The following is a 13259-nucleotide window of genomic DNA, read 5'->3' on the forward strand; positions in this document are numbered from 1 at the left end:
CTAGTTGGAGAGTGACCATGCAAACCCAAATGGCACGTGCTACGCGCGTTAGTCGGGTTCTGCAGCTGATGTTAGAGGGGGTGGCTGGCGCTACCCTCTTTGGCATGATGCTGTTGACCACTGCTGACGTAGGCGGCCGCTACTTTTTTAATTCCCCCATTCTAGGTGCTGTTGAATTAACCCAGCTGATGTTGGCGGCATTGGTATTTCTGTCGCTGCCAGTCGTTTGTTGGCGCCAAGAGCACGTCAGTGTTGACCTGCTTGATGCAGTGTTCCCTGCAAGATTTATCTGGCTACGTGAGGTGATCGTCAATCTGATCGTAACGGCGGCTCTTTGGGTAATGGCGCAACGTGTATGGGCGCTGGCAGAGCGGGCTTTTTCATGGGGAGATGTGACGGAGTTTTTGCGTATTCCCTATGGCTATCTGATCGGGCTGATCGCCATCATGCTCGCACTTTCAGCACTCCTGACTCTTATCCGAGCCGGTTTTTATCTGCTTGAAGGGCTAAAGGTAATCGAAAAAGGTGGCCCGTTGAGCAAAGGAGAGTCCCATGACTGAGGCGTTGTACGGTTTCGCAGTATTGCTGATACTCGTATTCTTGCGTGTGCCGCTGGCGTTCGCGATGGGAATCGTTGGTTTCGCAGGGTTCTATCTATTAACGGGCAACTGGAATGCGGCCGAAGCAATGGCGGCGCGCCGAGTAGTTGATACCGCCATGGATTATGGCCTGTCGGTGATTCCATTGTTCATTCTCATGGGCAACTTTGTTTCTCATGCAGGCCTATCTGATGCCCTGTTTCGAGCCTCAAATGGTTTTCTAGGTCACCGCAAGGGTGGTCAGGCAATGGCGACCATCGTCGCTTGCGGTGGTTTTAGCGCGATATGCGGATCGAGCTTAGCAACTTGTGCCACTATGGGCCGAGTCGCCATGCCGCAAATGCGCAAATATGGCTATAAGGATTCACTGGCTGCCGCTTCCATCGCGGCGGGTGGCACCTTGGGCATTTTGATACCGCCCAGCGTCATGCTAGTGATTTATGGGATCTTGACCGAAACCAGTATTCGCGAGCTTTTTGCCGCTGGTTTTATCCCCGGCATTCTTGGCATCTTTCTTTATATTGGCGCCATCAAGTGGGTGCTTTGGCGTGACCCCTCCGCTGGCCCTGCGGCAGAGAAAGTGCCATGGTCAGAACGGGTCAAGGCACTCAAAAGCGTCGGCAGTACGCTAGCACTGTTTGTACTCGTGATTGGCGGTATTTATCTAGGGGTGTTTACACCTACGGAAGCAGCCGGTATCGGTGCAATGGGCGCTTTCTTAATCGCGCTAATGCGTCGGGCGCTGACTCCACAAGTGTTAATGAACGTGTTAATGGACACCGTGCGTACCACTGCGATGCTGTTTGCTGTGGTGCTAACGGCGCTGATTTTCGCCAACTTTATCAACCGTGCGGGGCTGCCGGGCGACCTGCTGGCATTGGTTAATGGCCTGAATGTTGCGCCTTTTGTGGTCATTTTGGTGATTATCGCAATCTATGTCGTACTGGGTTGTGTGTTTGAAAGCATGTCGATGCTGCTGCTCACCGTGCCGGTATTTTTCCCGGTCGTCGCGGGGCTGGGTTACGACTTGGTGTGGTTTGGCATTCTGGTCGTTATCGTCATTGAGATTAGCCTGATAACACCTCCCGTCGGTATGAACGTGTTCGTATTGCGAGCCGTATTGCCGGATGTATCCACAGGCACGATCTTCCGCGGAGTCACTCCGTTTTGGGTCGCGGGAACTATACGCGCACTGTTAGTGCTTATCTTCCCTGCGATCGTGCTTTTCCTACCGCGACTGATGTATTAACGCCGCTCTATTAGTGTAATGCCAGTCAGTTAAGGCTGACTGGCATTAGCCGATGGGCGGGGTTTCGGGTTGCTGCAGGCCAAGGTCAAAGTGGATTCCCGATAACCCCACTCGGGAATGACAGTGCGGTGGCTCAGGAACGGCGTGTAGTGAGTGCTGACGATGACTCCACCCAGTCCCCCGAACCGTCCTCGTCATTCCCGCATGCCCTGCCACTTCGTCATTCCCGCATGCCCTTAGCGGGAATCCAGTTTGATTTTCGTACTCCAGCCTCAGCGGTCAAGGTGGATTCCCGATAACCCCACTCGGGAATGACAGTGTGGTGACTCGGGAATGACAGTGTGGTGACTCGGGAATGACAGTGCGGCACCGCTGCGCGCTGCTTTTGCGCCGGGCCACCGCTGCGGGTGCGCTTCGCTTACCACGCACTACACTTTCTGAAAGTTCGAGGGTTGTATACACCGTAGCGCGGGTAACGCATGGCGAGGGACGAGCCTTAAGGCACCCGCGACGGTGGCTGAGCCGTTACTGCCGTTTAGCGACCAGCGTCAAGATGTCGTAGCTGGCGACTAGTTCATCATGTTGATTGGTCACTGCCACGTCCCACATCACCACGCCTTGCGGGTGGCCGTCGGGAGATGCTCGACCCTGGTCAATCTTACGCTTACAGGTGAGGCGGGCGCGGATGGTGTCGCCAACCAGCACCGGCGTAATAAAGCGCAGCGTATCCAGGCCGTAGTTCGCCAGTACGGGACCTTCGCCTGGGTAAACGAACAAACCAGCGGCTGCCGACAACACAAAGTAGCCGTGGGCAATGCGTTGGCCAAATTGGGTCTCTTTGGCGGCAATGTCGTCGAAGTGCATGTAGAAGTGGTCGCCGGACAGGCAACCAAAATTGACGATGTCGGCTTCAGTAACGGTGCGGCGGTGGGTTAACAGCGACTCGCCAACCTGCAGGTCATCGAAATGGCGGCGGAACGGATGGATATCGTTCTCGATCACTTTCGCGCCACGTACATACTCCCCTGTGACTGCCGCGAGCATGGTCGGAGAGCCCTGGATAGCGGTGCGTTGTAGGTAGTGGTGAACAGCACGAATGCCACCAAGCTCCTCGCCACCGCCTGCGCGGCCGGGTCCGCCATGCTTAAGCATCGGTAGCGGAGAGCCGTGACCCGTGGACTCCTTAGCTGCCTGGGCATCCAAAATCTGCAGGCGGCCATGCTGGGCGGCCAGTACAGGGATCATTTCAGCAGCAATAGCGGGGTCTTTGGTGGTCAGCGTGGTTACCAAGCTACCCTTGCCCTTAGCGGCGATAGTCAAGGCTTCGTCAATGCCGCGATAGGGCATTAGCGTGGCGACGGGACCGAAAGCTTCAATGTCGTGGGCGCCGCCGTCGTTCAGTGGCTGGCGGTTGATCAGTAAGTGAGGAGAGATGAACGCGCCGTTTTCCACCTCCTGGCCAACAGGTTTGAAGCTGCCGTCTCTGCCAAAGACGCACTCACTGGTTTCTAGCAGCTGTTCGATCGCATGATTAACGTCTCTCAACTGGTCACGGGAAGAGAGTGCCCCCATGCGCACGCCTTCTTGGTGAGGGTCGCCAACCACGATGTTGGCAAGGCGTGCCGTGATTGTGTCTGCCAATGCATCGAGATGCTCGGCGGGCACTAAGATGCGCCGGATCGCGGTACATTTCTGGCCTGACTTGGCGGTCATCTCTTTAACGACTTCTTTGGCAAAGATCTCGAACTCGGCGTCTTGCGGGCTAATATCTGGCGCCATAATCGCGCTGTTGAGTGAGTCTGCTTCGGCGTTGAACGGAATGCTCTTGGCCATGATGTTCGGATGGCTTTTCAGCATTAGGGCGGTGCTTGCCGAGCCGGTAAAGGTGACAAAGTCCTGCTCATCCAGATGGTCGAGCAGGTCACCGGCTCCACCAATTACCAGTTGCAGCGCACCCTCTGGTAGCAGGCCCGAATCGTTGATGACGCGCACAGCGGCTTCGGTTAGATAGCTCGTCGCAGTGGCCGGTTTAAAGATACACGGCATGCCTGCCAGAAAAGCGGGCGCGAACTTTTCCAACATACCCCAGATAGGAAAGTTGAACGCATTAATGTGTACCGAGACGCCGCGGCGGGGTACCAGAATGTGGGTACCGTTAAAGTGGTTCTCTTTGCCTAATTGTGCCACTGGGCCTTCGTGGGCCACATTGCCGGAGGGCAATTCTTTACGACCAGTGGAAGCGTAAGTGAATAGGGTGCCAAAACCACCGTCGATGTCGATCCAGGAGTCGGCCTTGGTGCAGCCGGTATGGTGAGAGATGGCATAGAGCTCACGCTTACGCTCTTGGATATAGGCGGCCAGCGCCTTAAGAATGGCGGCACGCTGCTGGAAATCCAGTGCCAGAATGTTCTTCACACCGGTGTTGCGGGCGTACGCCACTGCTTCGCGGAAATTGATCTCTTCTTGGTGGGTATGCGCAACGGTGGTGCCGTTAATAGCGCTGATAAGGGCTTTGGACTCGGTTTGTCCGAACCACTGGCCTGCGATGTAACTTTGCAAAACTGGCATTGTGTGTTCTCCCGCCTGTCTTGTGGGTATAAGGATAAACAAAGCCGACGAGGTCGCCGGCTTGGAAGTAGGTGGGCTAGGGGTTATACCTCGTCAAAATCGAGCACAACCTTGCTGCTGATCGGGTAGCACTGGCAGGACAGTACGTAGCCGGCATCTATTTCGTAGTCTTCCAGGGCGTAGTTGGCGTCCATTTCCACCTCACCTTCAATCACTTTTGACTTACAGGTGGAGCATACGCCGGCCTTGCATGAGTACGGCAGGTCGGCGCCGTGTTCGTTACCCGCGTCAAGAATATTCTGGGTATTGCGGGGCAGGTTATATTCGATAGTGCGGCCGTCGATAATTACCTTGATATGTGAAGTTTCAGCCTCAAGCTGATCGGCTCTGGCCGCCTGGCGGCGTTTGGCACCTGCGGTTGGCAAGCCAGTAGTGAACAGCTCAAAGTGCACCTTCTCCTTTGGCATTCCATGTTGGCTCAGGACGTCGCGCACGATCTCGGTCATCTCGTGCGGGCCACAGATAAACGCGGCGTCGAGCTTGGGCACGTCTACCCAGCGGTCAAACAGGGCGTTGCACTTATCGGCGTCGATACGACCGTTGTAAAGATCGATTTCATGCTGCTCGCGGCTAAACACATAGATGATATTGAGGCGTTCGAGATAGCGATCCTTGAGATCCTGCAAGCGTTCGCGAAACAGTGTGCCCGTGGTGGAGCGGTTGCCATAAATCACCGTAAAACGGCTTTTTGGCTCGCTTTCCAACGTAGTGGAAACAATCGACATAATGGGGGTGACGCCGCTGCCTGCGGTCACCGCCAGATAGTGCCCTTCACGACTGGGGTCGAGAGGCACGAAGAACTTACCCTGAGGCGGCATTACTTCCAATTGCTCCCCAGGCTGCAGTTGCTGGTTGGCAAAGGTAGAGAAGCTACCACCTGGCACCAGCTTGACGGCGACTCTTAGCTCATGTTCGTGAACGCCGGTGCAAATCGAGTAGGAACGACGGACATCCTCACCTTCGATGTCGCGGCGCAGTGTCAGGTACTGCCCTTGGGTAAAGCGAAAGGCGTCTAGCAGGTCATCGGGAATATCGAAAGCAATGGAAACGGCATCATGGGTTTCCTTGCGTACATCCTTGACGGTCAGGGGGTGAAATCGGCTCATGGGAAATGGTCTCGTCGTTTTACAGGCACTTGAAATAATCGAAAGGCTCCAGGCAATCGCGGCAGCGGTAGAGCGCCTTGCAAGCCGTAGAACCGAATTCGCTGACGCGTTCGGTTGTGTTGCTGCCACATAACGGGCAGGGCACTACCGGGTCAGACTGGCCCGTCAGGCTGCGCTTGCTGGCGTTCCCTACCGGCGGCGCGATGCCGTAAGCGCGCAATTTTTCGCGCCCGGCGTTGGTCAGCCAATCGGTGGTCCAGGCGGGTGACAGGCGGCGCTGAATCAGCGGGTCTGAGTAGCCAGCGGCCACCAGCGCTTCATGAATATGCTGTTCGATAACTTCTGTCGCCGGGCAGCCGGAGTAGGTGGGGGTCACATTGACCGTCAAGCGACCGTCCACCCAGTCGATAGCGCGCACAATTCCCAGCTCAACTACGCTAACCACCGGCACTTCTGGGTCTGGCACTTCCTGAAGCACTGCCAGCACAGCGTCGACATCACCTTGCTCACCGGCGGGTGGCAGTCCGCGCCGGTCGCTGCCAATCAAGTCACTGGAGGGCCAGTCATTAGACCTGTTATCGATAAGCCCATCACTGCCAGGAGCTGGCGGTGGGTTACCAGACGGTTGCATCGGGATATGCCCTCGGCAGGTATTGCATTTCCGCCAATAGAAAGCCCAGGTGCTCGGTGTGATGGCCGACTTTGCCGCCGGTATACATCCAGGCGTCGTAGGAAGGACGCTCAAGCGTGGCTTCCTCAAGCACCTCTTCCACCGTCGCTTTCCAGCGAGCGGCAATGGTTTCAGGGTCAGGCGCGATACCAGCCTCTATCATGGCCTGATCAATCTCGTCGACCTGCAGTAGCTCGCCAGTGAACTGCCAGAGGTTGTCGAGTGCGCGCTGCATACGGGCGTGGCTTTCTTCGGTGCCATCGCCAAGGCGAATCACCCATTCAGAGGAGCGGCGGAGATGGTACGTTGCTTCTTTGAGCGACTTGGCAGCCACTTCGGCAATTCGCGGGTCGCTGGACTCGGTCAAGCCATCCAGTAGATGAACGTGCCAAGCATCGAACAAAAACTGACGTCCCATGATGTCGGCAAAGTCACCGTTGGGCTGCTCGGTGATCAACAGATTACGAAAGTCCTGGGCGTCGCGGCGAAAGGCCAGATGGTCGGCATCGATCTCGTCGGTCGCCATCAGTTCAGAAGCATAGTCAAGCCAGTTGCGTGCTTGTCCGAAGAGGTCGAGCCCTACATTCATTAAGGCCAGCTCTTCTTCCAACGCCGGCGCCTTGCCGCATAACTGTGCGTGGCGCTGACCCAGTACTAACGCGTTGTCGCCAAGGCGTAGTAGGTAGTCAGTCAGCGGTGCTTGCGTTTTTTGAGCCGCGTTTTTCAGAGCAGTATTTTTCAGGGCCATGTTCTGCATGACAGCCTCCCTTACATGTGGCCGACTTCTTCCGGCAGTTTGTAGAAGGATGCGTGGCGATAGACCTTGTCATTAGACGGGTCAAACAGCGGTTCTTTCTCATCGGGAGAAGACGCGGTGATTTCGCTGGCCGGAACCACCCAGATGCTCACCCCTTCGTTACGCCGGGTGTAAAGCTCACGGGCATTTTCGATTGCCATGCTGCGATCAGCGGCGTGTACGCTGCCGACGTGCTTGTGGTTAAGGCCGTGCTTGCTGCGGATAAAAACTTCGAAGAGGGGCCAGTCAGCCATGAGAGATGCCTCAGTGGTCAGAGGAGTCTCGCGAGACTCCCTATTGTTCTAAAAAATAGTGTTTTAAAAGTCGGGGCTTAAAAATCAGACGTTGCCAGTTCAGGCGGCTTTGCGTTGACGCTTGGCGGCATAAGCTACGGCGGCTTCGCGCACCCAGGCACCGTTATCAATGGCGCTGCGACGTGCTTCGACACGCTCGCGGTTGCAGGGGCCGTTGCCTTTCACGACGTCAAAGAATTCCTGCCAGTCGATTTCACCAAACTCATAGTGACCGGTCTCTTGGTTATATTTGAGATCCGGGTCTGGAGCGGTGCAGCCCAGCAGCTCTAGCTGCGGTACGGTTTGGTCGAGGAAGCGCTGGCGTAACTCATCGTTGCTGTGACGCTTAATCTTCCAGGCCATCGACTGGGCGCTGTTGGGTGAGTTTTCGTCAGATGGCCCGAACATCATTAGCGATGGCCACCAAAAGCGGTTGATGGAGTCCTGCACCATGGCTTTTTGGTCGTCGGTGCCCTCTTGCATCATGGTCAGCAGAATTTGATAACCCTGGCGCTGATGGAAGCTCTCTTCCTTGCACACGCGAACCATGGCGCGGGCGTAGGGGCCGTAAGAGGTGCGCTGTAGCGGCACTTGATTGACGATGGCTGCACCGTCGACCAGCCAGCCGATAGTGCCCATGTCCGCCCAGTTGAGCGTTGGGTAGTTGAAGATGCTGGAGTACTTGGCGCGCCCATCGTGAAGTTTGTCGATCTCTTCGTCACGATCGGCCCCCAGGGTTTCCATAGCGCTATAGAGGTACAGGCCGTGACCCGCCTCATCCTGAATCTTGGCCATTAGCTGTAGCTTGCGCTTAAGGGTTGGTGCACGTGTCAGCCAGTTACCTTCCGGCAGCATACCGACGATCTCTGAGTGCGCGTGTTGGGAGATCTGACGGATCAGCGTCTTACGGTAGGCGTCCGGCATCCAATTCTTGGGTTCTATTTTAATTTCGTCATTGATGCGCTCCTGGAACTGGCGTTCCTCAGGGCCCATCTCATCAAGCGTTTTGAGTTTGTTAGAACCGGTTTCAACGAGCTGCGCGTACATAAGACCTCCGCGGCGTCGGACTATCAGGGAGTGTGATTTATCTTGCTTGAAGTATAGTGACACAAAATATTTTATCAATAACTATTTTTGTGTGTCACTTTAAGACTTTGTGATTATGTATAAATTAAATATTATTGATTTATAAGGAAAAAAAGATTCGGCATAAGTGATTCTTAATGCTCTCTATTTTTTAATAAAAGCAGGTTATTTAAAATGAAAAAGCCCTTGCAGGGGGGCTGCAAGGGCGTGGCTCTAATAGCGCTATCTATGGCAATACTAGCGTAGATCCTTGACGCGTCTGGCCTTGCCTAGCGAACGCATTACGCTCTCTACTTGGCACACTTCAACCTGAGTGCTAATGCCGATGTACGTCTTGATGGCGTGCTGAAGCTGTTTCGCTGCTTGTTCACAGGCTGTTGGATCGCGGGCGATGTCATGATGACTCGCTTCTACCCGCACAAGCACCATGTCCATATTGCCTTGGCGACTAACTTCGATCTCATAGTGGGGTGACAGCGACGCGATCTTGAGCAGTTGCTCTTCGATCTGGGTGGGGAACACATTGACGCCGCGAATGATCAGCATGTCGTCGCTGCGGCCAGTGATTTTGTCGATGCGGCGCATGGGGCGCGCGGTGCCCGGCAGCAAACGGGTCAGGTCGCGGGTGCGGTAACGAATCACCGGCAGGCCTTCTTTGGTCAAGGTGGTGAACACCAGCTCGCCGTATTCGCCGTCTGGCAGTACATCACCACTGACCGGATCGATGATCTCAGGGTAGAAATGATCTTCCCAGATGGTTGGACCATCTTTGGTTTCCAGACACTCCATGCCCACGCCCGGGCCCATTACTTCAGAGAGGCCGTAAATATCCAGGGCGTCGATGCCCAAGCGCTGCTCCAAGGCCGTGCGCATGCTATCGGTCCAGGGTTCGGCGCCGAAAATGCCGGTGCGCAGGGGCAGCGTGCGTGGATCGATACCTTGGCGCTCCATCTCGTCAGCGATGTTGAGCATATAAGACGGCGTGACCATAATGATATCCGGCTGGAAATCACGAATTAACTGAACCTGTTTCTCAGTCTGGCCCCCCGACATGGGGATGACCGCGCAGCCCAGCCGCTCGGCACCGTAATGGGCGCCCAGCCCACCGGTAAATAGGCCGTAACCATAGGCCACATGCACCTTGTCATTACGGCTGCCACCAGCGGCGCGGATCGAACGCGCCACCACATCGGACCACACATCAATATCCTTCTGGGTGTAGCCCACCACGGTGGGTTGCCCAGTGGTGCCGCTGGAGGCGTGAATGCGCACAATCTCGCTCATCGGTGTGGCCAACATGCCAAATGGATAGTTGTCGCGCAAATCGGCCTTGGTGGTGAACGGCAGTTTGGCGAGATCGTCAAGCGACTGAATATCGTCAGGATGTACGCCAGCCTTGTCGAAAGACTGGCGGTAGAACGGCACGTTGTCGTAAGCGTGCTGCAAACTCCACTTCAGGCGCTTGACCTGAGTGGCGCGCAGCTCGTCGACGCTGGCGGTTTCCAAAGGGTCGAGAGTCGCAGTGTCGATACGCGTAGCGGGCTGATTCATCAGGAGTCTCCGGTCAAGCAAGTTATTATTTACGTTTTATAAGCTGTAATCAGGGGTGAGAGGCTTATAAGCGCTCAATGATCAGAGCAATGCCCTGTCCGACACCGATACACATGGTGCATAGCGCAAAGCGCCCTTGCCGACGTTCGAGTTCATGCAGGGCGGTGGTCACCAATCGAGCGCCGCTCATGCCCAGCGGGTGGCCGAGTGCAATGGCGCCTCCGTTGGGGTTGACGTGTTCGGCATCGTCGCTCAGTCCCAGGTCACGCATGACCGCCAATGCTTGAGCAGCAAAGGCTTCATTGAGTTCGATAACGTCCATTTGGTCGAGGGTAAGCCCGGTCTGGGCGAGTACCTTACGGGTAGCGGGGGAGGGGCCGAACCCCATAATGCGCGGCTCCACGCCAGCGGTGGCCATACCCACTACGCGCGCGCGCGGCGTGAGGCTGAAACGCTCAGCCTGCTCGGCAGATGCCAGCAGTAGCGCGCAGGCGCCATCGTTAACCCCCGAGGCATTTCCCGCTGTCACACTACCGCCTTCGCGGAAGGGCGTGGGCAGCTTGGCAAGCTGCTCGGCGGTCGTAGTGGCGCGCGGGTGCTCATCGGTATCCACGATCAGCGGGTCTTGTTTGCGGCGGGGTATCTCGACGGGCACTATCTCTTCGCGCAGGCGGCCTGCCTCCATCGCGGCGGCGGTGCGCTGCTGACTGCGCAGTGCAAAGGCATCCTGATCTTGTCGAGAAATGCCAAACTGCTCCGCTACGTTTTCAGCGGTTTCGGGCATGGAATCCACGCCGAATTGAGCTTTCATAGCGCGATTGATGAAGCGCCAGCCGATGGTGGTGTCGAAAATATCAGCTTGGCGTGAAAAGGCTTGTTCGGCCTTGCCCATTACGAAGGGCGCCCGCGACATCGACTCGACCCCTCCAGCGATCATCAATCCCGCCTCGCCGGTTTTAATGGTGCGGGCGGCATTGCCTATCGCATCCATGCCTGAGCCGCACAGCCGATTAATGGTAGTGCCGGGCACCTCGACCGGCAGCCCTGCCAGCAGCGCGGACATGCGCGCCACGTTACGGTTATCTTCCCCGGCCTGGTTGGCGCAGCCGTAAAAGATATCGTCAATCAATGACCAGTCGACGCTTGGGTTGCGTTCCATCAGGGTGCGCATCGGAATGGCGCCCAGGTCATCGGCACGCAGGCTGGAGAGTGCGCCGCCGTAGCGGCCTATCGGGGTGCGAATGGCATCAATGATCAGCGCGTCTTTCATAGGTTATCTCCAGCAGCGGTATTTTCTGCGTCAGTATCTTCCAGGCGGCGTACGCTGCCGCGAATTTTGTAGGAACGCCCGCGGAACAGGGCAATGGTATCGCCGTGCTGATTGCGCAACGTAATGTCGTATATGCCGGTGCGCCCACGGCGACTGCGCTCTTCGGCGGTGGCGGTGATCTCGTCGCCTAGCTGACCAGGGCCGAGGTAGTCGATACTGCAGCCAGCGGCGACAGTGGCTTCATCGTAGCTGTTGCAGGCAAACGCAAAGGCGGAATCGGCCAGGGTAAATAGAAATCCGCCATGGCAGTTGCCGTGCCCCTGCACCATGTCTTGACGCACAGTCATGGTCAGTTCGGCGAAACCGGGGGCCACGCGGGTAATACGCATGCCCAGCCCTTGGCTGGCATGGTCGCGGGAAAACATCGCGTCGGCACAGGCTTCCGCCAGCTGTTGTGGGGTTAGTTGGGGATCACTCATGAAAGCTTTCCTCGCTCAAGGCGTTGCGCCGCAGCAGAAACGAGCTGCGATAGCGCTGTTCACCGTAGCTCTGCTGTAGATGCGTAAGGGTGCGGTGAACGAAGGGTAGGCCCAGTGAGTCTGCCCAGGCCAAGGGGCCGCGGGGGTAGTTGACGCCGGCCTGCATGGCCAAGTCGCCATCCTGGGCGCTGCAGACACCCTGGAGTACGGCGTCGGCAGCTTCATTGGCGAGCATAGCCACGCTGCGCAGTACCACCAGCCCTGGGGTATCGGTTAGCCAAGCTACGTCGATCCCCAGGCGTTGGAAGAACGCCGTTGCCAGTTGGCGGGCTTCAGGTGATGTGGTGTGGCTGGCAGCAAGTGCGATGGCGCTGGCGTTGCGGTAGTCCAGGCACAGGTCGAACAGGACCAGGGCGTTGAGCCCTTCATTGACCGCGCGCTCGGCGGCGCACCGCCCGTCGCTAAGAGCCAACACCAAGTCACCCAGATATAAGCGAGGGGTGCCATCTGGCTGGAGTGATTCGCGACGAACGACGTCGAGCCCAGCTTCCTGGGCGCGCTCCAGCAGTGGAGCGATCACGCCAGGGGCGCCCTGTACGACAAGTGCGGGTAGTTCCGCGTTTGCTGGAGCCGCAAACTTAGGTTGTGGCTTCGCAGCGTTCTCACCCGCGTAGTCAAAAAAGCCTTGGCCGGACTTACGCCCCAGGCGTCCGGCTTCCACCAACGCTTGCTGTACTAAGGAAGGCTCGAAACGGGTGTCGCCGTAGTAGGCATCGAACACCGAGCGGGTCACCGCGTAGTTAACGTCATGACCGATTAGATCCATCAGCTCGAAAGTCCCCATACGGAACCCACCCGCCTGACGCAGCAGCGCATCTATCGTGGCGGCATCGCTGGCACCTTCCTGTAGCAGTCGTAGCCCTTCGGCATAGAATGGCCGTGCCACACGGTTAACGATAAATCCTGGGGTGGAGCTGGCGTGCACCGCGACCTTGCCCCAGGCAACGGCAGTGGCGTACAGGGTTTCAGCAACCTCGCTGGTGGTCGCCAAGCCCGACACCACTTCCACCAGCTTCATGATGGGGGCGGGATTGAAGAAGTGCATTCCCGCCATGCGCTCTGGGTGTTCAAGATTCGCGGCAATGGAGGTAATCGATAACGACGAGGTATTGCTAGCGAGCAGGGTGTCTGCTGAGCATAACGCTTCCAATTGGGCGAATACCTGACGCTTGATCTCAAGATTTTCGACGATAGCTTCGATAACCAAACGGCTGTCGGCTAAGGCATCGATAGCATCGGCGGGCTGCAGGCGAGCAATAATGTTATCCACATCCCCTTGGCTCATCTTGCCCTTGGCAACACGCTTTTCCAACTGACGACGAATGTTATCAATACCCGCTTTGGCGGCACCCGGTTGATTGTCATGCAAGACCACTGAGTGGCCAGCCTGGGCGGCAACCTGAGCGATACCGGCACCCATGGCGCCTGCGCCGATCACGCCAATAACGGCGGACGTGGGGAGGGCTGACATC

The 13259-nt window shown here is 56.9% G+C and carries 13 protein-coding genes; 2 read left to right on the forward strand and 11 right to left on the reverse strand.

Annotated elements, in window-relative coordinates; translation table 11 throughout:
• Positions 1–17: 17 nt before the first annotated feature.
• Both HVE01_RS15200 and HVE01_RS15205 read left to right on the forward strand, forming a co-directional pair.
• A complete protein-coding gene (locus HVE01_RS15200) occupies positions 18–560 on the forward strand; it encodes a TRAP transporter small permease (RefSeq protein WP_146944967.1) in 543 nt (180 codons plus the stop codon).
• Positions 553–1848 carry a TRAP transporter large permease gene (locus HVE01_RS15205; protein WP_125752429.1) on the forward strand — a complete coding sequence of 432 codons (1296 nt, stop codon included), beginning with the start codon at positions 553–555 and terminating at the stop codon, positions 1846–1848. The genes HVE01_RS15200 and HVE01_RS15205 overlap by 8 nt, the downstream gene beginning before the upstream one ends.
• A gap of 45 nt (positions 1849–1893) precedes the next feature.
• On the opposite strand, the gene HVE01_RS19870 is transcribed toward HVE01_RS15205, so the two are convergent.
• The 11 genes from HVE01_RS19870 to paaH all read right to left on the reverse strand — a co-directional run bounded on the left by HVE01_RS19870 (position 1894) and on the right by paaH (position 13258).
• Positions 1894–2046, reverse strand: a complete 153-nt coding sequence (locus tag HVE01_RS19870) for a hypothetical protein (protein ID WP_186808856.1) — start codon at positions 2044–2046, stop codon at positions 1894–1896.
• 327 nt (positions 2047–2373) lie between these two features.
• Complete coding sequence (gene paaZ / locus HVE01_RS15210; RefSeq protein ID WP_125752426.1) at positions 2374–4416, reverse strand: phenylacetic acid degradation bifunctional protein PaaZ; 2043 nt, start codon at positions 4414–4416, stop codon at positions 2374–2376.
• A gap of 83 nt (positions 4417–4499) precedes the next feature.
• Positions 4500–5582: a 1,2-phenylacetyl-CoA epoxidase subunit PaaE gene (gene paaE / locus HVE01_RS15215; RefSeq protein WP_146944968.1), complete on the reverse strand. Its 1083-nt coding sequence runs from the start codon at positions 5580–5582 to the stop codon at positions 4500–4502.
• 19 nt (positions 5583–5601) lie between these two features.
• Positions 5602–6213, reverse strand: a complete 612-nt coding sequence (paaD, locus tag HVE01_RS15220) for a 1,2-phenylacetyl-CoA epoxidase subunit PaaD (protein WP_244973759.1) — start codon at positions 6211–6213, stop codon at positions 5602–5604.
• Complete coding sequence (paaC, locus tag HVE01_RS15225) at positions 6197–7009, reverse strand: 1,2-phenylacetyl-CoA epoxidase subunit PaaC (protein ID WP_198350416.1); 813 nt, start codon at positions 7007–7009, stop codon at positions 6197–6199. The genes paaD and paaC overlap by 17 nt, the downstream gene beginning before the upstream one ends.
• An 11-nt stretch (positions 7010–7020) precedes the next feature.
• On the reverse strand, positions 7021–7302 hold the full coding sequence (gene paaB / locus HVE01_RS15230; protein ID WP_146944969.1) for a 1,2-phenylacetyl-CoA epoxidase subunit PaaB: 282 nt from the start codon (positions 7300–7302) through the stop codon (positions 7021–7023).
• A 99-nt stretch (positions 7303–7401) separates the two neighbouring features.
• Positions 7402–8388 carry a 1,2-phenylacetyl-CoA epoxidase subunit PaaA gene (gene paaA / locus HVE01_RS15235; RefSeq protein ID WP_146944970.1) on the reverse strand — a complete coding sequence of 329 codons (987 nt, stop codon included), beginning with the start codon at positions 8386–8388 and terminating at the stop codon, positions 7402–7404.
• A 276-nt stretch (positions 8389–8664) separates the two neighbouring features.
• On the reverse strand, positions 8665–9978 hold the full coding sequence (paaK, locus tag HVE01_RS15240) for a phenylacetate--CoA ligase PaaK (protein ID WP_125752420.1): 1314 nt from the start codon (positions 9976–9978) through the stop codon (positions 8665–8667).
• A gap of 64 nt (positions 9979–10042) precedes the next feature.
• Positions 10043–11248 (reverse strand): 3-oxoadipyl-CoA thiolase, encoded by a 1206-nt coding sequence (pcaF, locus tag HVE01_RS15245; protein WP_125752417.1) that lies wholly within the window; start codon positions 11246–11248, stop codon positions 10043–10045.
• Positions 11245–11727 carry a hydroxyphenylacetyl-CoA thioesterase PaaI gene (paaI, locus tag HVE01_RS15250; protein WP_125752414.1) on the reverse strand — a complete coding sequence of 161 codons (483 nt, stop codon included), beginning with the start codon at positions 11725–11727 and terminating at the stop codon, positions 11245–11247. The genes pcaF and paaI overlap by 4 nt, the downstream gene beginning before the upstream one ends.
• Entirely contained in the window at positions 11720–13258 is a 1539-nt protein-coding gene (gene paaH / locus HVE01_RS15255; protein WP_146944971.1) for a 3-hydroxyacyl-CoA dehydrogenase PaaH, read from the reverse strand. The genes paaI and paaH overlap by 8 nt, the downstream gene beginning before the upstream one ends.
• Between the last annotated feature and the right edge of the window lies 1 nt (position 13259).

It is taken from the genome of Vreelandella venusta (genome assembly GCF_007989605.1).
In the GTDB taxonomy this organism is placed as follows: Bacteria; Pseudomonadota; Gammaproteobacteria; order Pseudomonadales; family Halomonadaceae; genus Vreelandella; species Vreelandella venusta.

Excerpts from the sequence above, each read along its gene's own strand:
- pcaF (WP_125752417.1), bottom strand. The coding sequence starts at position 11,248 with ATGAAAGACGCGCTGATCATTGATGCCATTCGCACCCCGATAGGCCGC.
- paaI (WP_125752414.1), bottom strand. The coding sequence starts at position 11,727 with ATGAGTGATCCCCAACTAACCCCACAACAGCTGGCGGAAGCCTGTGCC.
- HVE01_RS15205 (WP_125752429.1), top strand. The coding sequence starts at position 553 with ATGACTGAGGCGTTGTACGGTTTCGCAGTATTGCTGATACTCGTATTC.
- paaB (WP_146944969.1), bottom strand. The coding sequence starts at position 7,302 with ATGGCTGACTGGCCCCTCTTCGAAGTTTTTATCCGCAGCAAGCACGGC.
- paaA (WP_146944970.1), bottom strand. The coding sequence starts at position 8,388 with ATGTACGCGCAGCTCGTTGAAACCGGTTCTAACAAACTCAAAACGCTT.
- paaD (WP_244973759.1), bottom strand. The coding sequence starts at position 6,213 with ATGCAACCGTCTGGTAACCCACCGCCAGCTCCTGGCAGTGATGGGCTT.
- HVE01_RS19870 (WP_186808856.1), bottom strand. The coding sequence starts at position 2,046 with ATGACGAGGACGGTTCGGGGGACTGGGTGGAGTCATCGTCAGCACTCA.
- paaK (WP_125752420.1), bottom strand. The coding sequence starts at position 9,978 with ATGAATCAGCCCGCTACGCGTATCGACACTGCGACTCTCGACCCTTTG.
- paaC (WP_198350416.1), bottom strand. The coding sequence starts at position 7,009 with ATGCAGAACATGGCCCTGAAAAATACTGCTCTGAAAAACGCGGCTCAA.
- HVE01_RS15200 (WP_146944967.1), top strand. The coding sequence starts at position 18 with ATGCAAACCCAAATGGCACGTGCTACGCGCGTTAGTCGGGTTCTGCAG.
- paaZ (WP_125752426.1), bottom strand. The coding sequence starts at position 4,416 with ATGCCAGTTTTGCAAAGTTACATCGCAGGCCAGTGGTTCGGACAAACC.
- paaH (WP_146944971.1), bottom strand. The coding sequence starts at position 13,258 with ATGTCAGCCCTCCCCACGTCCGCCGTTATTGGCGTGATCGGCGCAGGC.
- paaE (WP_146944968.1), bottom strand. The coding sequence starts at position 5,582 with ATGAGCCGATTTCACCCCCTGACCGTCAAGGATGTACGCAAGGAAACC.